Source organism: Pseudomonas sp. DY-1 (assembly GCF_003626975.1).
Classification (GTDB): domain Bacteria; phylum Pseudomonadota; class Gammaproteobacteria; order Pseudomonadales; family Pseudomonadaceae; genus Metapseudomonas.
Map to the genome: position 1 here is coordinate 2,114,475 of NZ_CP032616.1, position 23,341 is coordinate 2,137,815.

At 63.8% G+C, this 23,341-nt stretch carries 18 protein-coding genes; 12 read left to right on the top strand and 6 right to left on the bottom strand.

The features are described from left to right. The first annotated feature begins 145 nt into the window (after positions 1-145). Positions 146-457: a transcriptional regulator gene (locus D6Z43_RS10190; protein ID WP_120651817.1), complete on the top strand. Its 312-nt coding sequence runs from the start codon at positions 146-148 to the stop codon at positions 455-457. 7 nt (positions 458-464) lie between these two features. On the opposite strand, the gene D6Z43_RS10195 is transcribed toward D6Z43_RS10190, so the two are convergent. Then, a complete protein-coding gene (locus tag D6Z43_RS10195) occupies positions 465-1,346 on the bottom strand; it encodes a DMT family transporter (RefSeq protein WP_120651818.1) in 882 nt (293 codons plus the stop codon). A 293-nt stretch (positions 1,347-1,639) separates the two neighbouring features. On the opposite strand from D6Z43_RS10195, the gene D6Z43_RS10200 reads away from it, so the two are divergent. The 10 genes from D6Z43_RS10200 (at position 1,640) to putA (ending at position 16,869) form a co-directional block, all read left to right on the top strand. Further along, on the top strand, positions 1,640-2,773 hold the full coding sequence (locus tag D6Z43_RS10200) for a PAS domain-containing protein (RefSeq protein WP_120651819.1): 1,134 nt from the start codon (positions 1,640-1,642) through the stop codon (positions 2,771-2,773). Next, positions 2,770-4,224 carry a sigma-54-dependent Fis family transcriptional regulator gene (locus D6Z43_RS10205; RefSeq protein ID WP_120651820.1) on the top strand — a complete coding sequence of 485 codons (1,455 nt, stop codon included), beginning with the start codon at positions 2,770-2,772 and terminating at the stop codon, positions 4,222-4,224. Before D6Z43_RS10200 ends, D6Z43_RS10205 begins: the two co-directional genes overlap by 4 nt. Positions 4,225-4,480: 256 nt before the next feature. Further along, a complete protein-coding gene (locus tag D6Z43_RS10210) occupies positions 4,481-5,083 on the top strand; it encodes a dimethylamine monooxygenase subunit DmmA family protein (RefSeq protein ID WP_120651821.1) in 603 nt (200 codons plus the stop codon). Beyond that, on the top strand, positions 5,080-6,048 hold the full coding sequence (locus D6Z43_RS10215) for a PDR/VanB family oxidoreductase (protein ID WP_120651822.1): 969 nt from the start codon (positions 5,080-5,082) through the stop codon (positions 6,046-6,048). Before D6Z43_RS10210 ends, D6Z43_RS10215 begins: the two co-directional genes overlap by 4 nt. A gap of 13 nt (positions 6,049-6,061) precedes the next feature. Further along, positions 6,062-7,102, top strand: coding sequence for a DUF3445 domain-containing protein (locus D6Z43_RS10220; protein ID WP_120651823.1), 1,041 nt, complete (start codon positions 6,062-6,064; stop codon positions 7,100-7,102). 108 nt (positions 7,103-7,210) lie between these two features. Further along, positions 7,211-8,737 (top strand): APC family permease, encoded by a 1,527-nt coding sequence (locus D6Z43_RS10225; protein WP_120651824.1) that lies wholly within the window; start codon positions 7,211-7,213, stop codon positions 8,735-8,737. A gap of 80 nt (positions 8,738-8,817) precedes the next feature. Next, a complete protein-coding gene (locus D6Z43_RS10230) occupies positions 8,818-10,242 on the top strand; it encodes a gamma-aminobutyraldehyde dehydrogenase (RefSeq protein ID WP_120651825.1) in 1,425 nt (474 codons plus the stop codon). Between the two features lie 534 nt (positions 10,243-10,776). Beyond that, positions 10,777-11,907, top strand: a complete 1,131-nt coding sequence (locus D6Z43_RS10235) for a thiolase family protein (protein ID WP_120651826.1) — start codon at positions 10,777-10,779, stop codon at positions 11,905-11,907. A 105-nt stretch (positions 11,908-12,012) separates the two neighbouring features. After that, on the top strand, positions 12,013-12,582 hold the full coding sequence (locus D6Z43_RS10240; RefSeq protein ID WP_120651827.1) for a TetR/AcrR family transcriptional regulator: 570 nt from the start codon (positions 12,013-12,015) through the stop codon (positions 12,580-12,582). Between the two features lie 309 nt (positions 12,583-12,891). Continuing rightward, positions 12,892-16,869: a trifunctional transcriptional regulator/proline dehydrogenase/L-glutamate gamma-semialdehyde dehydrogenase gene (putA, locus tag D6Z43_RS10245; protein WP_120651828.1), complete on the top strand. Its 3,978-nt coding sequence runs from the start codon at positions 12,892-12,894 to the stop codon at positions 16,867-16,869. Between the two features lie 260 nt (positions 16,870-17,129). Here putA and D6Z43_RS10250 read toward each other — a convergent pair whose 3' ends face one another. The 5 genes from D6Z43_RS10250 to dnaX form a co-directional block, all read right to left on the bottom strand. Further along, the gene (locus D6Z43_RS10250) at positions 17,130-17,663 is read right to left on the bottom strand and encodes a PaaI family thioesterase (RefSeq protein WP_120651829.1); all 534 of its coding nucleotides are present in this window, start codon (positions 17,661-17,663) and stop codon (positions 17,130-17,132) included. Between the two features lie 98 nt (positions 17,664-17,761). Then, a complete protein-coding gene (locus tag D6Z43_RS10255; protein ID WP_120651830.1) occupies positions 17,762-18,910 on the bottom strand; it encodes an acyl-CoA dehydrogenase family protein in 1,149 nt (382 codons plus the stop codon). 108 nt (positions 18,911-19,018) lie between these two features. Continuing rightward, positions 19,019-19,618, bottom strand: a complete 600-nt coding sequence (gene recR, locus D6Z43_RS10260) for a recombination mediator RecR (protein WP_120651831.1) — start codon at positions 19,616-19,618, stop codon at positions 19,019-19,021. Between the two features lie 184 nt (positions 19,619-19,802). Continuing rightward, complete coding sequence (locus D6Z43_RS10265; RefSeq protein WP_009619439.1) at positions 19,803-20,129, bottom strand: YbaB/EbfC family nucleoid-associated protein; 327 nt, start codon at positions 20,127-20,129, stop codon at positions 19,803-19,805. A gap of 11 nt (positions 20,130-20,140) precedes the next feature. Further along, positions 20,141-22,285 (bottom strand): DNA polymerase III subunit gamma/tau, encoded by a 2,145-nt coding sequence (gene dnaX / locus D6Z43_RS10270; RefSeq protein ID WP_120651832.1) that lies wholly within the window; start codon positions 22,283-22,285, stop codon positions 20,141-20,143. A gap of 142 nt (positions 22,286-22,427) precedes the next feature. Between dnaX and D6Z43_RS10275 the strand changes: the two genes are divergently transcribed. After that, the gene (locus tag D6Z43_RS10275) at positions 22,428-23,156 is read left to right on the top strand and encodes an ABC transporter substrate-binding protein (protein WP_120651833.1); all 729 of its coding nucleotides are present in this window, start codon (positions 22,428-22,430) and stop codon (positions 23,154-23,156) included. Positions 23,157-23,341: the final 185 nt, after the last annotated feature.

A 23,341-nucleotide genomic window follows, 5' to 3' on the forward strand; every position in this document is an offset into this window, starting at 1 on the left:
CGATCCGATTGCCCATACCCGAGCAACCTGTTCCATCAAACGTTCCGCTGCCCTACCAGCTGCCGCTGCCCTTCCCACCCCGTGGCCAGGTGCAGCCCTTGTTCGCCAGCCGGCGGCTGCACTGAATCCGTCCGAGGAAGACCCGATGCTGGACGTACGCCAGTTGAAATACACCGTGAGCCGCATGGCCCCGGAAGAAATCCGCGAAGCGGTGGAAGAATTACGCCTGGAAGGTCTGGTGACCGATGGCAAGACGCCCTTCGGTCGACTGCACTTCAACACCTGCCTGGCGGAGATAGAGGCTCTGTTCCAGCGTGCCGGCTATCACCGGCAACTGGATGTCGTGGGTTACCAGGGCCAGGCCTACGCCCTGTTCGACCCGGCCCGCTGGGAGCCGGTGCAAGTGCTGCGGTGGCTGAAGGATTATGTGGACTCGCGCCAGACGGAAAGCGCCTAGCCAGTTGCTAGCGCTTCTGCGCGTAGGCCATGAACAGACCGCTGCCGACGATGATGGCGATGCCGAGCAGGCCGATCTGATCCGGCGCGTGGTTGAACAGCAGCAACCCCAGCAGGCCGGCGAAAACGATCTGTCCATAACCGAAGGGCGCCAGCAGCGGCGGCGACGCGTGGCGGAACGCCTGGGTCAGCAGCATGTGCCCGCCCATGCCACAGGTGCCCAGGGCCAGCATCAACAAACCATGGCTGAGGTTGTCCGGCAGATGCCAGAAGAACGGCACCAGAGCACTCATGATCAGCGTGTTGGTCAGGCCGGTGATGAAGTTGCTGGTGGCTGAGCTGTCGGTGCGGGTGAGAATGCGCGTCAGCAATTGGTAGAAGGCAAAGCACACGGCCGCAGCCAACGGAAACAGAACGGCCGGGGTGAACAGCGAACCGCCTGGGCGCACGATCAGCAGCACTCCAGCGAATCCCACCAGCACCGCCCCCCACTGCCCGCGAGAAACCCGCTCGCGCAGCAGGGGTACCGAAAGCATGGTGACCAATAGTGGCGCGAGGAAGATTACTGAGGTCGCCTCGGCCAGCGGGATATAGCGCAGTCCGGTCGTGAACAGCAGGCTCACCCCTATCAGACAGAGCGCTCGTGCTATCTGCAGCATCGGGCGCTTGGTGCGAAGTACCCGGGTGCCTTCGCGCGGCAGCAGGAAGCCCGCCATCAGCAGCGTGTGCACCAGATAGCGCACCCAGACCACCATCACGATGGGGTAGAAGGCCGACAGGTACTTGGAAATCGCGTCGTGGCTGGAGAACAGGAAAGTAGCCAGGCAGACCAGCACGATGCCTTTCAGCGGCTGGTCGATGCGTTGCGACAAGGGGCTATGGGAGCTCATCAGGGGTCCGGGGCGTCTGCCGGGGAAGGGCTTGGTAGCAGACTAATGATTAGGCGACTCAAGATATCGGCTAAGCGTGCGTGACTCAAGAGCCGGCCGGCATGCATGCCGAACCGGGATGGCAAGCCTTCCATCAGCCGACCGGAGGTGCTGTGGTCATGCGATGAGGCGCTGTAAAAATGCAGCACTCGCACCTCGCATTCAGCTGCAGGCCCCGCGCCAACTGTCCATGGCGGCTGGCACGCAATGTGCGGGCGTAAGTCCGAATCCCGCACAGCACATCTGGAATCGACATGGACCCATTACACCTGCTGGCCGAACGCGGCCTGCTGCTTTCCACCACCCTCTCGGTCAGCGGCCAATTGCTGCATATCTCTCCCAGCCTGAGCGATCAGCTCGGCTACGCGCCGGATGAACTCCCGGGGCTGGGCATCGAGCAAATCTACACCGCCGAATCGGTACGTGCCCTGCACCAGCTTTTCGCCAATCCGCCCGCCGACGAGCGCATCCAGGACCTGGAACTCAACCTGATACGCCACAGCGGTGGGCTCCTGCCGGTGCTGGCCAGCGGCATCCTGGAATGGCGCACGGTGCCAGCGCCGCGCTTGCACCTGATCAAGATGCCGCTCGGCGCCCTCACCCGCCGCGTGAACGAATTGCAGAACGCCAACGAAGTCATGAGCCAGATGCTCTACAGCGCCAAGGTGGCGTACTGGTGCATCGAGTTCGCCGAGGCGGTGGACATCAACCAGACACCCGACGAGATCGTCCGTCAGGTGTTCGAGAACCGTTCCTACTGGCGCATGTGCAACCGCGCCATGGCAGACGTCTACGAGATGCCGGCGGACGTCGACTTCAACCAGCAGCCGGTCCGCCTCTACTGGCCACGCAGCCCCGCCAACGAAGAGTTCGTGCGGCGCCTGGTAGAAACCGGCTTCTGCGTCGATGGTGCCCTGTCGGTGGACCGCCGACACGATGGCTCCCCCGCCTATGTGGAGAACGATGTGCGCGCCGCCATCCACAACGGCCGCCTGCTGCGTATGTGGGGCAGCATCCGCGACGTCAGCCAGGAGCTGCGCATGCAGCACGACGCCGAGCAACGCATCGACGCGCTGCGCCGGGTCTTCGACGCGGTGCCCGACGCGGTGGTGGTGATCGACGAAGCGCTCCAGCCGCAATGGCGCAACGCCGCCTTCGAGAACACCTTCGGCATCACCCAAGGCACCAACATCGCCCACGCCCTGCTGGACCAGTCGCTGCCGGAACGCACCTGGCACAGCCTGCAGCTGCCCGACCTGAGCGGCCGGCCGCAACTGTTCAACGTCCATTGCTCGCGCGTACTCATGCAAGAGGGCGTGGCCTGGAAAGTAGCGGTACTGCGTGCAGCCGAGCGTGGCCTTCGGCATAGCGACGAGTTGCATCCATGATCGACAAGAATCTCCTGCCGTCCCTGAAAATGGGCATGCGCTCTTCGGTGAGCGTCAGCAGCGAAGTGCTTTCGGCACTCCTGGAAACACCGGCCCTGCACGCACTGCTCGACAGTTTCAGCGAGGCCATCATCCTTTGCGACGGTGAATCGCGGGTACGTTTCCTCAACCTTGCAGCCGAACGGGTCAACCGCCTGTCCCGCCAGGACGCGCTGGGCCTGCCCAACGCCGAGTTCTTCCAACGCTCGGCACTCGGTTTCGACGACTTCCAGCAGGCCATCGGCCGTGGCGCCACCAGTGCCCTGACCCGCTCCCGAGACGGCCGGATGTTCCTCACCAGTACCCAGGCGGTACCCACCGGCGCCTACGAGAAGCCCTACACGCTGTTGGTTCAACGCGACTTCGAAGGCCGCGAGAGCCAGCGTCGCACATCCCCGCAATCCTTTGCTCCAGCAGAGAACAACGGTCTTGGCGACCCGCAGGACAACGCCCTGCACCTTTCACCATTGCTTTCCAGCATTGCCGATACCGGCGTGCGCGCTTTCCGCCGCCGCGCCAGACTGCTCCTGCTGGGCGAACCCGGCGTCGGCAAGACCGCCATCGCCCGGCACATTCACCGCGCCGCCGGGTGGGGCGACCGCCCGTTCATACACGTCAACTGCGGCAGCATTCCTGAAAGCCTGTTCGAGTCCGAGATGTTCGGCTACGAGCGCGGCGCCTTCACCGGCGCCCTGCAGGGCGGTAAGCGCGGCTACATCGAGAGCGCCTCAGGCGGCACGCTGTTCCTCGACGAGATAGGCGAAATCCCGCTGCATGTGCAGGCCAAGCTGCTCAAGTTCCTCGAGGACGGCAGCATCCAGTCGGTGGGCTCGCCGCTCTCCAAGACGGTCCAGGTACAGGTGATCGCCGCCACCAACAAGGACCTGCGACGCCTGGTGGAAACCGGCGAATTCCGCGCCGACCTCTATTACCGCCTGGCGGTGCTCCCGGTGGAAATCCCGCCGCTGCGCCAGCACCTGGAAGACCTTCCGGTGCTCATGGACATCCTCCTGATGCGTATCAACCGCGACCGCCAGCCAACCTTGCGAATCTCAGGTGGCTGCCGCCAGCGACTGATGAACTACGACTACCCCGGCAACATCCGCGAACTGGTGAACGTCTTCGAACGTCTGGCCGTGCTGGCGGACGACGAGGCCCAGGAACATCATCTGCCGCCTGAGTTGCTGGGTCTCATCGCCCCGGTATTCGTCCGCCCCGCAGCGGCGCGGGTAGACGCGGAGAGCATTGCGCCGCCCGGCGAGGAAGCAAGCGGCAATCTCAAGGCCCAGGTGCAACGCTTCGAGCGCCAGCTCATTCTGCAGGCTGTCCAGAACCAGGGCAGCAAGCGCAAGGCCGCCCAGCAGCTCGGCATCGACATCGGCACCCTGATCCGCAAGCTGCAACGCGACTGATCCCGCAGGCACAGGGATGTGCCCAATGCTGCCGTTTCGCCATCCCGGCGTTTCCGCGCAGCGCTGCAAGAATGCCAACAAGGCATTTCATTTCTGCCTACACCAGGCAACACGCAAAAAGTAAAATTTCTTTATTTTCAACATGTTACTAAGTTGGCACGGCGCGTGCTCCAGCTAGCGGCACCCATCCACCTGAGTGGGTCATCGCATAGAAGCCGGGTCCGAGAGACCCGGCAGCTCTGGAGGCAAAACAACAATGCTAATCACAGGTATCAAGAGCCGGCCGGTATACGACCAACTCCGTCCTCTTCCCGGCGGAACCCATCACCTGGTCGCCGGCCAGGGCAGTGGCGGCCGCGCCCTGCTGCGCCTGCTGGACGACATGGCCGGACAGGGCCTCAACATCACCCTGCTCTACTCGCAGGAATCCTTCTCCGGCCAGGACTTCCTCGCCGAGCTGGAACAACGTGACGTCGCCGAACTGCGCGTCTATTCCAGCAACCAGGCGCTGGTGGACGAACTCGAACACATCCTCGGCGATGCCCGCATGGGCACCCGCCTCTACCTCTCCGGTTCGGAAAGCTTTATCGGCACCGCCATGCAGGTCGCCACCCGCTACGACATGAACGGCGACGAAGTGCTCCGCGAACACGCCGGCAGCTTCGTCCGCCGAGTCTGGTGCGTGCACTGCGACAGCTACACCGAGAACGTCACCCAGCGCGTATTCCAGTGCCCCAGTTGCAACCGGATGCTGGTGGTACGTGACCACTACTCCCGCCGCCTCGCCGCCTTCCAGGCCGTGAAGGCCGATGCCGAAGTCCCCGGCGAACTGCCGGCCGCCGAGGAGCTCGACACATGAGCCTAAGCAACGGAACCCTGAACGTGCGGGTGGCCCGCATCGAAGCCGTCACCCCCGAGATCAAGCGATTCACCCTGGTTTCCACCGATGGTGCGCACCTGCCGCCCTTCTCTGGCGGCAGCAACGTGGTGGTACTGATCCCACACGAGACAGGCGCCTACCGCAATGCTTACTCGCTGATGAGCTCGCCGTACGACTCCAGCGCCTACCAGATCGCCGTACGCCGGGTCGAGGAAGGCCGTGGCGGCTCGTTGCGGATGCACGAAGCGGTGAACGAGGGCGATGTGCTGGAAATCCTGCGCCCAGTGAATCTGTTCCCGCTGAGCAAGCACGCCCGTCTGCACCTGTTCATCGCCGGCGGCGTGGGCATAACCCCGGTCTGCTCTCAGCTGGCCGAATTGCGCCTGCGCGGAACGCCCTTCGAGGTGCATCTGGCAGTGCGCGGCGCAGAACACGCGCGCCTGGGCGAAGAACTGGTGCGCGAATACGGTGACGCGGTGCGCCTGTACCGCAATGACATCGATCAGCGCCTGGATATCGCCGCCGTGGTCGCGGACCGTCCGTTGGGTAGCCACCTCTATGTCTGCGGTCCGGAATCCATGATCCAGGACGCCATCGACAGCGCCCGCGCCCAAGGCTGGACCGACAGCCACATCCACTACGAGCGGTTCCTGGAGCAGGGCAGCATCGGCGAGAGCTTCAGCGTCACCCTGGCGCGCAGTGGCGCCACCCTCACAGTCTCTCCCGACCAGAGCCTGCTGGAGGCCGCCGAGGCCGCCGGCCACGAGATCCCCTACCTGTGCCGCGGCGGCGCCTGCGGCATGTGTGAAACCAATGTGCTGGAGCTGGACGGCGAAATCCTCCACACCGACGACTGGCTGTCCGACGAGGACAAGGCCGCGAACAAGAAAATCATGCCCTGCGTGTCGCGCGCCAAGTGCTCGCGGCTGGTCATCGACTGCTGAACGGAGAACGACCATGACCATCCAGTTCCGACCCGACGAAACCTACCGCGACGACTACACCTACGCGAACAGCCCCGAGTGCATTGCCCGCGCGCCCTTCCCCTTCCCGGACGACGAGTACATGTACTCGATGAATCTGGAGCCCCACGTATCGGTGGGCGAGGCAGCGCTCAAGGCCGTCTTCGACATCGACGAGCACTACATCAGCGAATGCCGCGACCGAGCCTTCACCCTGGAAAAAGACCCGGGCATGCACTACGTATCGGCGCCGCACATGATGGAAGCCCAGTGGGACCTGCTCGAGCTGATCATGGAGTCCTACGCCAGCGACTACCCCGAATACTTCACGCTGGAGAAGGACGGCACTCGCTGGCACTGGACCAACAAGCTCCTGAACATTGACGACACCTTCACCTTCGGCGACCCGGCCACCCTGCCCTATGAGCCGATGGAGTACATCACCCGCCAGGCCCAGGGCGACTGGGTATTGCAGGAAGAGCGCGACGGGACCCTGTACTGGGGCGCAGGCATCGCCACCCAGCGGGCCGACTATTCGCTGCGCTTCAACCTCGGCATGGCCTGGCACGAGTTCCACGGCCCGGTGCCACTGGTGAAAGAGACCGGCATGCTCGACCGCGCACTGAAGTTCCTTCTGCGCCTGCGCTGCGGCCATCCGGTGCGCCGCCTGAACTGGTCGCTGACCGTCAACCCGCGCCTGGACGTATCCGCCGAAAGCCTGCCGGACTGGGCACCGGACCGCACCACGGTGACCGCAGAGAACGCCGGCAAGCTGGTTTACCTGCGCATCGAACTACAACCCTTGCACCGCTTGCCGCGCAGCAACGCCATCGTGTTCCCGATCCGCACTTACCTGCTGAACCTGGAAGACATCGCCACCAACCCGGCCTGGGCCAAGCGCATGCACCGCGTGCTCAAGTCCCTCAATCAGGAACTCGTGGACTACAAGGGATTCACCCGTTACCGCGACGCCGCCGTCGAGTGGCTATCGCAGTTCGACGACGGCCGCGACGAGCAGGCGGCCAAATCCGCCTGAACCCGCTTCACGCTTCACCCATAACAACAAAGGCTCTTCCATGAGCACCAGCGGGCACTGCCCCGCTGGCCATGCAAACGACTGCCATTCAAATGAGGAAAAAACAATATGAGTGGGTCTTCTGCGACGCGTGCAACCGCTTCGATCGATCAGGACGCCGAGCAACTGCGTGCGCTCGGCTACAGCTCCAACTTCAACCGCAGCATGAGCCTGTGGGAGAACTTCTCCCTCGGCTTCACATATCTGTCGCCGGTGGTCGGCGTCTACACCCTGTTCGGCCTCTGCCTCGCGGCAGGTGGCCCGCCGATGTTCTGGTCCTACCTGCTGATCGGCCTCGGCCAGTTACTGGTGTGCCTGGTGTTCGGTGAGGTGGTTTCGCAGTTCCCGATTTCCGGGGGCGTCTACCCCTGGGCACGTCGCCTGGTGGGTAAGCGCTGGGCGTGGATGGTGGGCTGGGTCTACGCCTGGGCACTGTGCGCCACCATCGCCGGCGTGGCCGTCGGTGCTGGTCCTTACCTGGCCGCGATGCTCGGCTTCGAGTCCAGCGCAAACGCCAGCATCTACATCGCCCTGGTGCTGATCCTGCTCTCGACCGGTCTCAACCTGGTAGGCACCAAGCTGCTGGCGCGCGTGGCCATGTTCGGTTTCCTCTGCGAACTGGTGGGCGCCATCCTGGTGGGCGGCTACCTGCTGATCTTCGAACGCCACCAGCCGTTCAGCGTGCTGTTCAATACCTTCGAGATCAACGTCAACGGTTCCTACCTGCCGGCCTTCCTCGCAGCATCCCTGGCGGGTCTGTTCCAGTACTACGGCTTCGAGGCCTGCGGTGACGTGGCCGAGGAAACGCCCAACCCCGGCAAGCGCATCCCCAAGGCCATGCGCATGACCATCTACATCGGCGGCGCCGCGGCCATGTTCGCCTGCCTGGCACTGATCCTCGCGGTACCGGACATGCAGAAGGTCATCGCCGGCGAAGACACCGACCCGGTTTCCACCATCCTCTCCAATGCTTTCGGTCCGGTGGGTTCGAAGCTGGTAATGGCTGTCGTGATGGTGTCCTTCATTTCCTGCGTGCTCAGCCTGCAAGCCGCCGCCAGCCGCCTGCTGTTCGCCTATGCCCGTGACGAGATGATCGTCGGCAGCAACCTGCTCAAGCGCCTTTCCGCCAACCAGGTGCCGTCCTTCGCACTGGTGGTGAGCGGTGTCGTTCCGGCGGCCATCGTCTGCCTCGGCCTGTTCATGGCTGACGCCGTGGCCACCATCGTCGGCTTCGCTGCCATCGGCATCTACGTCGCCTTCCAGTTGATCGTGATTGCCGCCCTGATCGCTCGAGCCAAAGGCTGGCGCCCGAGCGGCCAGTTCAGCCTTGGCGGCTGGGGCCTGCTGGTGAACGTTGCCGCGCTGATCTACGGCCTTGGCGCCATCGTCAACATGATCTGGCCGCGCAGCCCGGATGCCGCCTGGTACATCAACTACTCGATGATCCTGACCACTGTCGTGGTGATGGGCGCGGGCTTCCTCTACATGCTGCTGGCCAAGCCCTACGACAAGGGCACCGCCCCAGCCGGCGACGCCTGGAAGTTTTCCAATCCCGTCCCAAAGGCCGCTGACGTAGCTGGCGTTCCGGCGCAGTAAGCCAACCCGTCGCCCCTCCTCCCTCGCTTTCCTCCCCTCTCCCTCCGGGAGAGGGGCTAGAACCGAACAAGGATCACCCCATGCAAACCAAACTCCTGATCAACGGCCAGCTCGTCGCCGGCGAAGGCCCCAGCCTCGCCGTGCTCAACCCGTCCCTGGGCACCGCCCTGGTGGAAATCGCCGAGGCCAGCCCGGCCCAGGTCGATGCCGCCGTGCGCGCCGCCGACGCCGCCTTCCCGGCCTGGTCGCAGACCTCGCCGAAAGACCGCTCCACCCTCCTGCTCAAGCTCGCCGACCGCATCGACGCCCACGCCGAAGAACTGGCCCGCCTGGAATCGCAGAACTGCGGCAAGCCCTACGCCGCCGCGCTGAACGACGAACTGCCGGCCATCGCCGACGTGTTCCGCTTCTTCGCCGGCGCCAGCCGCTGCATGAGCGGTTCCGCCGCCGGTGAGTACCTGCCCGGCCATACCTCGATGATCCGCCGCGACCCGGTCGGCGTGGTCGCTTCCATCGCGCCGTGGAACTACCCGCTGATGATGGCCGCCTGGAAACTCGGCCCGGCCCTGGCCGCCGGCAACACCGTGGTACTGAAACCCTCCGAGCAGACCCCGCTGACCGCCCTGAAGCTCGCCGAGTACATCGCCGAGATCTTCCCCGCCGGCGTGGTGAACATGGTCTTCGGCCGCGGCCCGAGCGTCGGTGAACCGCTGACCACCCACCCGAAGGTGCGCATGGTCTCCCTCACCGGCTCGGTCGCCACCGGCTCGCGCATCATCGCCGGCACCGCCGACAGCGTGAAACGCATGCACATGGAACTGGGCGGCAAGGCCCCGGTGATCATCTTCGACGACGCCGACATCGACGCCGCCGTGGAAGGCATCCGCACCTTCGGCTTCTACAACGCCGGCCAGGACTGCACCGCCGCCTGCCGCATCTACGCGCAGAAAGGCATCTACGAGAAGTTCGTCGCCAAGCTCGGCGAAGCCGTCGGCAGCATCCGGACCGGCCTGCAGGACGACCCGAATACCGAACTCGGCCCGCTGATCACCGAGCAGCACCTGGAGCGCGTCGAGGGCTTCGTCCAGCGCGCTGCCGCCGTGCCGCACATCCAGGTGGTCACCGGCGGCAAGCGTGTCGACGGCCCGGGTTTCTTCTTCCAGCCCACCGTGCTCGCCGGCGCCCGCCAGGACGACGAGATCGTCCGCCGCGAAGTGTTCGGCCCGGTGGTCTCGGTCACCGAGTTCGATAGCGAGGAGCAGGTGCTGGAGTGGGCCAACGATTCCGACTACGGCCTGGCCTCTTCCCTCTGGACCGCCGACGTCGGCCGCGCCCACCGCCTGTCCGCACGCCTGCAGTACGGCTGCACCTGGGTCAACACTCATTTCATGCTGGTCAGCGAAATGCCCCACGGTGGCGTCAAGCACTCCGGCTACGGCAAGGACATGTCCATGTATGGGTTGGAGGACTACACCGCCATTCGCCACGTGATGTTCAAGCATTAATGGGCTGGCTTCGGCCAGCGCCTTGTGGGAGCGAATTCATTCGCGATTGGGGCGCCAGACCCAACCGGAAATAACCGGGGGCAGCTGCGCTGTCCTTCGGGACTGAAGTCGCTCCTACGGTTGAGACCGAGATCCTGTGGGGGCCACTCAAGTCGCTGAGCAGGCCTGCCCAGAGAAACCCTGGCGCAGCTACGCTGCCCTTAGCGATTGAAATCGCCCCCACAGGAATTAACCCACGCTGCAAACCACCAGGAGCCTCCCATGTTCGACATGCTTGACGGTTTCCGTGTCATCCTCACTGGCGTACTGGCCGACCTGGCCCTGGCGTCAGCCTGAAAAAGCCCCGGCGATTGCCGGGGCGAATCCCTCCGCCATGCAAGCCTTCATCAATGCGGTGAAAACCGAGCAAGCCCTGGCTTCTGGTTGACCGATCGTCGTCATAGCAAATTTGTATTACGACCATCATGTACGTCTTTTTGAATTACGCATATCATTTAACGCATCGAGGCCAACGCCCTCTCACAGGAGCCCTCCATGCAATCCATCGTCATTGCCGGTTACGCCCGCTCGCCTTTCCACTTCGCCAAGAAAGGCGGACTGATCAACCTCCGCCCGGACGACCTCGCGGCCCAGGTGGTGAAGGGCCTGGTGGATCGCCTGGATATCGATCCCCGGCAAATCGAGGACCTGATCCTAGGTTGCGCTTACCCCGAAGCCGAGCAAGGCATGAACCTGGCGCGTATCACCGGCTTCCTCGCCGGTCTGCCGGAAACCGTCGCCGGTGCCACGGTGAATCGCTTCTGCGGTTCCTCCATGAGCGCAATCCACTTCGCTGCCGGACAGATCATGCTGGGTGCGGGCGAGGCCTTTATCTGTGGCGGCGTGGAGTCGATGACCCGCGTGCCCATGGGCGGATTCAACATTTCACCGAATCCCAAGCTGGTGGACGGCTACCCACAGGCGTACATGGCCATGGGTCACACCGCTGAAGTGGTCGCCGGGCGCTACGGCATTTCCCGAATCGAACAGGAGGCCATGGCTGTGGAGTCCCACCGCAAGGCTACCCAGGCACGGGAACAAGGCCGCTTGCAGGACGAGCTCATCGCCATCGAAACGCCCGACGGTCTGGTAAACGAAGACGGTTGCATCCGTCCGGCGACCACCCCGGAAGCACTGGCGCAACTTAAGCCGGCCTTCGGCGGTAGCGTAACCGCCGGCACCGCTTCGCCCCTGACCGATGGCGCAGCGGCGGTATTCGTCTGCACCGAGGATTTCGCAAAGCGCTGGAGCCTGGACGTCATGGCGCGGATCAAGGCCGTTGCCGTGGTTGGCTGCCCGCCGGAAATCATGGGCATGGGACCGCTCTATGCCACCCGCAAACTGCTGCAACGCACCGGCCTTGTGATCGGTGACATCGACCTGTTCGAAATCAACGAAGCCTTCGCCAGTCAGGCCCTGGCCTGCATACGCGAGCTGGATCTCGATCCGGCCAAGGTCAACCTGGACGGCGGCGCCATGGCCATCGGCCATCCGCTGGGCGCCACCGGCGCGCGCATCACCGGCAAGGCTGCGAGCCTGCTCAAACGCACCGGTGGCCGATACGCCGTCGCCACCCAGTGCATTGGCGGCGGCCAAGGCGTGGCAACCCTTCTGGAGCGCGTCTGATCGATCGACCACGGCACCTCGTCCGTGCCGTGGTCGATTACCGCTAGCGCGACAAGGGATGTGAATTACAATCGCCATATCAATCTTGCGAACGAGGCGACCGACATGCGCTACCCCGAAGATCACAAAGCCGAAACCCACAAACGCATCGTCGCCGAGGCGTCCCGTCGCTTTCGCTCCGAAGGCATCGACGCCACCGGCCTGCAACCGCTGATGAAGGCCCTCGGCCTGACCCATGGCGGCTTCTATGCACACTTCAAATCCAAGGATGCCCTGGTGGAAGAGGCCCTCCAGGCAGCAGCGAACGACGCCAACGCCCAATGGGTCAAGGCATTCGCCAAGGACCAGCCGCTGAAGACCTTCTTCGAGCGCTACCTCTCCCCGCAGCATCGTGCCCACCCCGAACAAGGTTGCCCGCTGCCCACCATGTCGGCGGAACTGGGACAGCGCGGCAATGCCAGCGCCATCACCGACAGTGTGCTGAACAACCTGCTGGAACTGGTGACTAAGGAAACCGGCAGTGCTGAGCAGAGCCTGACCATGCTGTCCACCTTGGTGGGCGCTCTGACACTGGCCCGCAGCGTGGCCAGCGAGGAACTGTCAGACCGCATACTCGAAAGTGCCCGCGCCACCCTCCTCTCCCAGGTAGAGGCTGCCCAGGCCACCAGGGCCTGACGACCCTGCCATCCGTCGCCGCCCTCGGCATCCACCGAGGGCAGCCTATGCTTTCCAGGTAGGACCGTAACCGGCTGCACCTGGGTTGCACCCTTCCCTCTACAGCCGCTCATACCCTGCTGAACGCCAGTACTTCTGTGCCTCGGCAGCGATCAGGTGCAACTTTTCCGAGTCATCAATGTGACCTTTCATCAGGAGAATACCGCCAGTCTTACGACCTTTGGTTGCACCAGGTTGCACCCCTTGTAGGACATCGCTACTCTTTGCGCCGCTAATGCCGTGCGACCACGGCCGAGAAGAGGACAAGAAATGGCTACGAGCACCACCCTTGGCGTGAAACTGGACGAAGCTACCCGCGATCGTCTCAAGGAAGCTGCGCGCAGGATCGAGCGCACCCCGCATTGGCTGATCAAGCAAGCGATCTTCAGCTACCTCGAGGCACTGGAAAGCGGCATGACCCTGCCGGAACTCCAAGGCATCGCCCAGCGTCTGGCCGAAGGTGACCACGACGCCCTCGAAGCCCTGCCCGAATCCACGCATCAGCCGTTCCTCGAATTCGCCGAAAGCATCCTGCCGCAGTCCGTGCTGCGCGCGGCCATTACTGCCGCCTACCGCCGCCCCGAGCAGGAAGCCGTGCCCATGCTGCTGGAGCAGGCGCGCCTGCCCGCCGAGATGTCCGACGCCGCCTACAAGCTGGCCTACGGTATCGCCGAGAAGCTGCGCAACCAGAAGAGCGCCGGCGGTCGTGCCGGTATCGTCCAGGGCCTGCTGCAGGAGTTCTCCCTGTCTTCCCAGGAAGGCGTGGCGCTGATGTGCCTGGCCGAAGCCCTGCTGCGAATCCCGGACAAAGGCACCCGCGACGCCCTGATTCGCGACAAGATCAGCACCGGCAACTGGCAGCAGCACCTGGGCCAGAGCCCGTCGATGTTCGTCAACGCCGCTTCCTGGGGTCTGCTGATCACCGGCAAGCTGGTGTCCACCCACAACGAAGCCGGCCTGTCGTCCTCGCTGAACCGCATCATCGGCAAGAGTGGTGAGCCGGTGATCCGCAAGGGCGTGGACATGGCCATGCGCTTGATGGGTGAGCAATTCGTCACCGGCGAAACCATCGCCGAGGCGCTGGCCAACGCCACCAACTTCGAAGCCAAGGGCTTCCGCTACTCCTACGACATGCTCGGCGAAGCCGCGCTGACCGAGGAAGACGCCCAGCGCTACTACGCCTCCTATGAGCAGGCCATCCATGCCATCGGCAAGGCCTCCCACGGCCGCGGTATCTATGAAGGCCCGGGCATCTCCATCAAGCTGTCGGCCCTGCACCCGCGCTACAGCCGCGCCCAGTACGAGCGCATGATGGGCGAGCTTTACCCGCGCCTGCTGTCCCTGACCCTCCTGGCCAAGCAGTACGACATCGGCCTGAACATCGACGCCGAAGAAGCCGACCGCCTGGAAATCTCCCTCGACCTGCTCGAGCGCCTCTGCTTCGAGCCAAGCCTGAAGGGTTGGAACGGCATCGGCTTCGTCATCCAGGCCTACCAGAAGCGCTGCCCATACGTGATCGACTACGTGATCGATCTCGCCCGCCGCAGCCAGCATCGCCTGATGATCCGCCTGGTGAAAGGCGCCTATTGGGACAGCGAGATCAAGCGCGCCCAGGTTGATGGCCTGGAAGGCTTCCCGGTCTACAGCCGCAAGGTGTACACCGACATTTCCTACATCGCTTGCGCCCGCAAGCTGCTGGGCGTTCCGGACGCGATCTACCCGCAGTTCGCCACCCACAACGCCCACACCCTGTCGGCCATCTACCAGATCGCCGGCCAGAACTACTACCCGGGCCAGTATGAATTCCAGTGCCTGCACGGCATGGGCGAACCCCTTTACGAACAAGTGGTGGGCAAGGTCGCCGACGGCAAGTTGAACCGCCCGTGCCGTATCTACGCACCGGTCGGCACCCATGAAACCCTGCTGGCCTACCTGGTTCGCCGCCTGCTGGAAAACGGCGCCAACACCAGCTTCGTCAACCGTATCGCCGACCACAGCATCTCCATCAAGGATCTGGTGGAAGACCCGGTGACCAGTGCCGAATCCATGGCCAGCGTAGAAGGCGCCCTTGGCCTGCCGCATCCGCGCATCCCGCAGCCCAAGGCCCTGTACGGCGAAGCCCGCGTCAACTCCAGCGGCATCGACATGGCCAACGAACATCGCCTGGCCTCGCTATCCAGCGCCCTGCTGAGCTCCGGCCATGCCGACTGGCGCGCCCAGCCCATGCTCGGCTGCCCGACCAGCGAAGGCGTGGCTGAACCCGTGCTGAACCCGGCGGATCACCGCGATGTGGTTGGCCACGTGCAGAACGCCACCACTGCAGACGTCGGAAATGCCGTACTGGCCTCCATCACCGCTGCGCCGATCTGGCAATCCACCCCGCCAGTGGAGCGCGCCGCCGCCCTGGATCGCGCCGCCGACCTGATGGAAAGCGAAATGCAGTCGCTGATGGGCATCCTTGTCCGCGAAGCCGGCAAGACCTTCGCCAACGCGATCGCCGAAGTGCGCGAAGCCGTTGACTTCCTGCGCTATTACGCCGCCCAGGCCCGCCACGACTTCGCCAACGATACCCACCGCCCATTGGGCCCGGTGGTGTGCATCAGCCCGTGGAACTTCCCTCTGGCGATCTTCGCCGGCCAGGTAGCCGCCGCGCTGGCCGCCGGCAACACCGTGCTTGCCAAACCTGCCGAACAGACCCCGCTGATCGCCGCCCAGGCCGTGCGCATCATGCTCCAGGCCGGCATTCCAGAAGGCGTGGTGCAGCTGCTGCCGGGCCTCGGCCACACCGTAGGCGCCGCCCTGGTGAGCGATGAGCGTGTGAAGGGCGTGATGTTCACCGGCTCCACCGAAGTGGCCGGCATCCTGGCTCGCAACGTTGCCGGCCGCCTGGACGCGCAGGGTCGCCCGATTCCGCTGATCGCCGAAACCGGCGGCCAGAACGCCATGATCGTGGACTCCTCCGCCCTTGCCGAGCAGGTGGTGACGGACGTGATCGCCTCCGCCTTCGACAGTGCCGGCCAGCGCTGCTCCGCACTGCGCGTGCTATGCGTCCAGGAAGACGTGGCTGACCGCGTCGTGGAAATGCTCAAGGGCGCCATGGCCGAGTGCCGCATCGGCAACCCCGAACACCTGAACGTGGATATCGGCCCGGTCATCGACGCCGAGGCCAAGGCCAACATCGATAAGCACATCCAGGCCATGCGCAGCAAAGGCCGCAGCGTGTTCCAGATCGCCCGCACCGAGGGTGATGTGATGCAGCGCGGCACCTTCGTGATGCCGACCCTGATCGAACTGGACAGCCTCGCCGACCTGGAGCGTGAAATCTTCGGCCCGGTATTGCACCTGCTGCGCTACAAGCGCGAGGACATGGACGCCCTGCTCGACGAGATCAATGCCACCGGCTACGGCCTGACCCTCGGCGTGCACACCCGCATCGACGAAACCATCGCCAAGGTGGTGGACAAGGCCCACGCAGGCAACCTCTACGTCAACCGCAACATGGTTGGCGCCGTGGTCGGCGTGCAGCCCTTTGGCGGTGAAGGCTTGTCCGGCACTGGTCCGAAAGCCGGCGGCCCGTTGTACATGTACCGCCTGCTCGCCACTCGTCCGGCAGATGGCGTGAGCCGCACCTTCCAGCGCCTGGATGGCCAGAATGTCGCCGACACCCAGCAGCGCAACACCCTGCAGGATCGTCAGGGCAACCCCCTGGAAGCCCTCAAGGCCTGGGCCGCGAAGAACGGCAAGGATGGTCTGGCCAATGTCTGTGACAGCTTCGCCGAGCAGTCCCAGAGTGGCCTGAGCCGCGTGCTTCCCGGCCCGACCGGCGAGCGCAACACCTACGTGCTGCTGCCGCGCGAGGCTGTGCTCTGCCTGGCTGATGACGAAACCGACCTGCTTACCCAGCTGGCCGCGACACTGGCCGTTGGTAGCAGCGCACTCTGGGCCACCAGCGAGCTGACCGGCAAACTGCGCGCCGCCCTACCGAAGGCCGTGCAGGCCCGCATCCAGCTGGTAGCCGACTGGACACAGTCGGAAGTGGTGTTCGATGCGGTTCTCCACCATGGCGACTCGGACCAACTGGGTACCGTTTGCCGGCAAGTCGCTTCCCGCAAGGGCCCGATCATCGGCGTCCAGGGCCTGTCCCGCGGCGAGACCGCGGTACCGCTGGAGCGCCTGCTGATCGAACGCGCCATCAGCGTCAACACTGCCGCTGCTGGCGGCAACGCCAGCTTGATGACCATCGGCTGACACACCGCCGCGCCCTCGGGCGCGGCCCGGCTTCACCCGTCGCGCGCTCACAAGGCGGGCGGCGGTCGCAACACCGGAGGCCTGACCTCCAGGCGAACCGCCTTACCGGGCGACTTCGCCCATCTCACTTCGACGGTTGGCTGTCATCGCTGACGGCAACAGGGGGCACGCCACAAGCGTGCCCCCTTCTTTTTTGCCCGCCAGGGCAGGCCTTCGGCCTGCTTGGCGAATGAATTCGCCCCTACAGGTCATCGCAGGAGCTACTTGCCACCCAGGATCAAGCAGGTCGTGGAGCCAGTCGCATAGAGCTTGCCATCCACGTCATAGATACGCCCTTCGGCCAACGCGGTAGAGCGACCGACATGGATGATCCGCCCCTCGGCACGCACCGGACCAGTCTTTGTGGTCAAGGCACGGACATAGCTGATACGCAAGTCGGTGGTCGTATAGCCCTGCCCTTTCTCCAGGTTGGCGTGAATGGCGCAACCCATGCACGAATCCAGCAAGGTCGCGGCGTAGCCACCATGCACCGACCCGATCGGGTTGTAGTGCTGCATCTGCGGCACTCCCTGGAAGACGAAGCGCTCCTTCGACCACTCGACAGGCACGAACCCCATCAGCTCGCCGATGGGCGGCGCTGGCAAGTCTCCACGGCCGATACCATCGAAGAACTCCAGAGGACTGAGCATCGCCACCTCCGCAATGCTCATGGTGCCGGGTTTCAAACGGGCACGAATCTCAGCCTCTGCTGCCAGCCAGACTTGAAGTTTCTCTTCTCGGGACAGATCGCTCATAGGGTCATCTCCTGGATCGCACGAATATATTGAATGTCGCTCGTAATATATCTCAGCCAAAGAAAACCGGAACGCCCTTTCGGAAGTTCCGGTTCGGATCAGAGGTTCATCTGCTTGGCGATGATCTCGTTCATGATCTCCCGCGTACCGCCGCCTATGGAAAGGATCCGGTTGTCGCGATAAAGCCGCTCCACCAGGCTTTCGCGCATATAGCCCATGCCGCCCAGGATCTGCACAGCGTCATAGGTGAGACGGTCGGCGATGTCGGTGGCGAAGTTTTTCGCCATGGAGATTTCCTTGATCACACTCTTTCCCGCCGCCATCTTCGCCGCCTGGCGGTAAGTGAACTCGCGGGATACCTCAAGCTGCGTGGCCATTTCCGCCATTCGATGGCGAAGCACCTGAAAGCGGCCAATGGGCTTACCAAAGGCTTCGCGTTCGCGCGCCCAGCCGAGCGACTCCTCCAATGCGAGTTGCGCAGTCATATTGGCCATGATGGCCAGCGCCAGGCGTTCGCTCTGGAAGTTGGCCATGATGCAGGCGAAGCCCATGTTTTCCATGCCAATCAGGTTCTCCACCGGGACCTTGCAATCGTCGAAGAACAGCTCGGCAGTGTCTGAGGCCCACCAGCCCATCTTCTTCAGCTTGCGGCCGACGGTGAAGCCCGGAGCGTCCTTCTCCACCAGCAACAGACTCACCCCACCAAAACCTTCGCCACCGGTACGCACTGCCACCGTGTAGTAGTCGGCGCGCACACCGCTGGTGATAAAGGTCTTGCTGCCGGAGACGCGATAGAAATCGCCATCGCGCACAGCACGTGTCTTGAGATTGGCCACATCCGAACCGCCGGAAGGCTCAGTCACTGCCAGCGCCATGATCTTCTCGCCGGCCAGTACCTCAGGCACGACACGCTCGCGGAGCTCGGCGCGCCCCCACTTGATCACCGGCGGCAGGCCGATATCCAGCGAACCCAGCCCAGCCACCAGCCCGCCGGAACCGCAACGCATCAACTCTTCACTGGCCGCCACCTTGGCGAACACGTCACCTTCATGGCTGCCGCCGAACTCTTCCGGGTAACCGATACCGAGGATGCCGGCGGTGCCGGCCTTGAGGTAGAGCTCGCGGGGAAACTCCTCAGCCTCTTCCCACTCGGCGATATGGGGCAGGATTTCCCGCTCGACGAAACGACGCACCGAATCCCGGACCAGTTGATGGGATTCGTCGAAGTATTCCTGGTAGGCAGACATGGCAAGACTCCCCGGTAAGATCGAACGAACTTACCGAGCGCTTGCTTGGTTTTCAAGGCGAGACTTGTGCCATCGACGCGGCCGTATCAGCCGCGCCCCCCCCCAAACTCAAAGCCCGATAGGACGACGCCCTGCGAGCGCATGGGCCAGGGTGCCGCCGTCCACCAACTCCAGCTCGCCGCCCAGCGGTACGCCATGGGCGATACGGGAGACCATGATGGATTTGGGTGCCAGCAGCTGGGCGATGTAGTGGGCGGTGGCTTCGCCCTCCACCGTAGGGTTGGTGGCGAGGATCACCTCGACGAACTGGCCCGCTTCGATGCGCGCCATCAGCTCCGGGATGCCAATCGCCTCTGGTCCCAGACCATCCAGGGGCGACAAATGCCCCTTGAGTACGAAGAAGCGACCGCGATAGCCGGTCTGCTCCACGGCGAAGACATCCAGAGGACCTTCCACCACACAGAGCAGGGAATCGTCGCGACGTGGATCAGCGCACTGCGGGCAGAGCGCTTCCTCGCTCAAGGTGCGGCATTGCGTGCAATGCCCAACACCCTCCATCGCAGCCGTCAGCGCTTGAGCCAGGCGCAAGCCGCCAGTGCGGTCACGCTCCAGCATCTGCAGCGCCATGCGCTGGGCCGTCTTCTGGCCCACGCCGGGCAGAATGCGCAGGGCATCGATCAGTTGGCGGATCAGCGGGCTGAAGCTCATTGGCGTCTCGAGGTGCGGATAAATTGGAGAAACTCCAGTGCCGCCCGGCAGCATCGACCGGGGCGACCAGATGATATGCGGCACAAGGCGCGAGCGGCCTCAGGCACCGGAGTCTACGTCTGTTAACGAGGATGCCCGGCGCCTAGCGCAACGCAGTAACGCGTGCCGGCTGGGCGTCACTCACTCAGAAAGGCATCTTGAAGCCGGGGGGCAACTGCATCCCCGCAGTCATGCCTGCCATCTTCTCCTGGTTGTTCTGCTCGATCTTGCGCACGGCGTCGTTCACCGCAGCAGCGATCAGGTCTTCCAGGATTTCCTTGTCTTCCTGCATCAGACTGTCATCCAGGGAGACGCGCTTGACGTCATGACGGCCAGTCATCACCACGCTCACCAGGCCGGCGCCGGACTGGCCGGTAACCTCGGCATTGGCCAGCTCTTCCTGCATCTTCTGCATCTTTTCTTGCATCTGTTGGGCCTGTTTCATCAGGCCTGCCATACCACCCTTCATCATGGTGATTGTCCTCAGCGGTCAAGGGGTTCAATGGTGTCGGCGCGCACCTGGGCACCGAACAGTTCGATCATTTTCAGCACCAGCGGATCGCTTGCAATGGCCTCTTCGGCCTGCCGCTGACGAGCGGCGCGCTTGCGTGCGGCAGCCTGGGCCGGGGTTTCCTGCTCAGGACGACGCACTTCAACTTCGAGTTTCAGGGTACGGCCGTGGTACTGGTTCAGCGCATCGTTCAGGCGGCGCTGCTGGTTCGCGTTGAACAGCGCGCTCTGCGCCGGGTCCAGGTGCAGGCGCCAGACATCGTCCTCCACTGCCACCAAGGTGCAGTTGGCGCCGATATTGCCGGTCATGCCCGACAGCCCCAGGCGCGGGAACAAGTCCAGCCATTCGGCCGCCAGGCCGGTGGCCGGCTGCGCCGCGGGCAGCACCTCGACTGCTGCGACGGGTTCTTCCGCCGGCCCGAAGTCTTCCATGTAGGCAATGCTGTCAGCGTCGCCTTCGTAGTAGTCGTCGTAGTCGCCGGGCGGCGGCTCGTCGTCAGATTCGTCAGTAGGCGCAGCAGCCTGGGCTTCAGCCACTGGCTGGACAACGGCAGCGTCAACAATCGGAACGGTCTCGACCACAGGCGCCGGCTCGGGATCAGCCGGGGGCTCGACCACTGCCGCGAAAGCGACCGGGACCGCAGATTCCTCCCACGGCAGGTCAACCACCTCAGCAGGTTTCTCGACTACAGCTACCGGTTCTTCCACCACGGGCTCTGCAACCGGCTCGGGAGCGGGTTCGACAACATTCGCAGGAACAACTTCCTCGACCGCAGCCGCAGCAGGCGTTTCGACTGCCGGAACAGGCGCAGGCGCCTCAACGACCGGGGCCGGGGCCGGGGCCGCAACAGGCTGGATTGATGCTGGAGCAGGGGCAACCACTGGTGCGGAAACCTGAACGGGAACAGGCTGCGGCGCGGCAATGGCTACCGAAGCCGGCGAGGCGGCTCCGGCCACTGGGTTCGTCTGGGGATCAACCGTGGCCTGGCTGATCCCCGGGTCCTTTAGCTGGACCCGGGGTGCACCATCGGCATCTGCCGGACGGAAGGCCAACATACGCAGCAGCACCATCTCGAAGCCGCTACGGGGATCGGGTGCCAACGGCAAGTCGCGACGGCCGATCAGCCCCATCTGGTAATAGAACTGCACATCTTCGCCAGGAAGAGCCTGTGCCAGCGCCAGTACGCGCTCTCGGTCGCCCTGGCCGTTGTCGACAGCGTCCGGCAACACCTGGGCAATAGCCACTCGGTGCAGCACATTGAGCATTTCGGAAAGCACGCCATTCCAGTCCGGCCCTTGTTCGGCCAACTGACGCACGGCCTCCAGCAGCGCACGGGCATCACCCTGCAGTAGCGCATGGAGTACGCCATAGACCTGGCCATGATCGAGGGTACCGAGCATGGCGCGCACATCGGCGGCCAGCACCTTGCCTTCACCGAAGGCGATGGCCTGGTCGGTGAGGCTCATGGCATCACGCATCGAGCCATCGGCGGCGCGGCCCAGCAACCAGAGCGCATCAGCCTCGAAGGGTACGTTTTCGGCCCCGAGTACGTGGGTCAGATGCTCGACCACGCGCTCCGGCGGCATGTTCTTCAGTGAAAACTGCAAGCAGCGCGAAAGAATGGTAACGGGCAGCTTCTGCGGGTCGGTGGTGGCCAGCAGGAACTTGACGTGGGGTGGCGGCTCTTCAAGGGTCTTCAGCAGCGCGTTGAACGAGTGCGTGGAGAGCATGTGCACTTCGTCGATCAGGTAGACCTTGTAACGACCGCGGCTAGGCGCGTACTGCACGTTATCGAGCAGCTCGCGGGTGTCCTCCACCTTGGTGCGGCTTGCGGCGTCCACTTCGATCAGATCGACGAAACGCCCCTCATCGATCTCCCGGCACACCGAACATTGGCCGCAGGGCGTGGAGCTGATACCGGTCTCGCAGTTCAGGCACTTGGCGAGAATTCGCGCGATGGTGGTCTTGCCCACGCCGCGCGTACCGGTAAACAGGTACGCGTGATGCAGGCGCTGATTGTCCAGGGCGTTGATCAAAGCCTTCAGCACATGGGTCTGGCCGACCATTTCGCGGAACGAGCGCGGACGCCATTTACGTGCAAGGACCTGATAACTCATTGAAAACCATCGCGTCTGGAGAGCAGAAGGAGCTAATGCTAGCGGAGCGATGCGCAAATTGCATCCGATGCGAACGGCGCCCTGTTCAATCCGCTCGGCAACAGGCATTGTGAGGCACCGCCCACCCAGACGAGGGAGCCTGATGCGCTCATTTGTCCTCGCCCTTCTGCTCTGCTGGAGCTCCTTCGGCAACGCTGTGCCGGCCGTCCTGCGCTTCTCGGCGGTTGACAGCTGGGCCATGCCGCTGGCCGAGTTCAAGGACAACCATCTGACCGGCGGCATTCTCCACGACCTGATCAATCGTCTGGCGCAACGCCTCGATATCCCCGCACAGATCCAGGTCCTTCCCCGCAACCGCGTGGAACTGGCCTTGAAACAGGGAGAGATCGACGTGCGCTGCTACGTCAGCCCGAAGTGGATCACCAACAGCACCGAATTCCTCTGGAGCGTGCCCCTCCTCTACCAGCGCGACCTGATCGTGTCGCGCCAGGGAAGCGAACACCTGGCCAGCCCCGACGCCATTTCGGGGGAGAGCGTCGGCACCGTGCTGGGCTACGCCTATCCGCGCCTGCAGCATTTGTTCGATCGCGGCTCCCTGCTGCGCGATGAGGCACGCAACCAGGAGTTGGTGCTACAGAAGCTTCTGGCCGGCCGCTACAAGTACGCAGTAAGCAATGAGATGGCACTGGGCTGGTTCAATCGCGACCTACCAGACTCGGACCGTCTGGTGAGCGTCGGCACTTTGGACGAAGAACCGGTGGGCTGCCTGATCCGAAATGACCCTGCGATTCCGGCGCAACGCATCCTCCGCACGCTGGTGCAGATGAAGGAATCAGGGGAGATCGATGAGATTCTGGCGCGCTACCAATGAAAATTGGTAACTGGGGAGATTGGAGGTGACCCCACCAGCCACACCCCGGCACACGATTTCACCGCTGCGGCTGCTCCCTTCCGGGCCTGACCGGGGTGGAGTGCAAGCACTCTTCGCAGTTTGCTGGAAGCCGCACTGCGTCTGGGCTGATCAGGGGTTGATGGGGATTTACCGACGTTCATTTC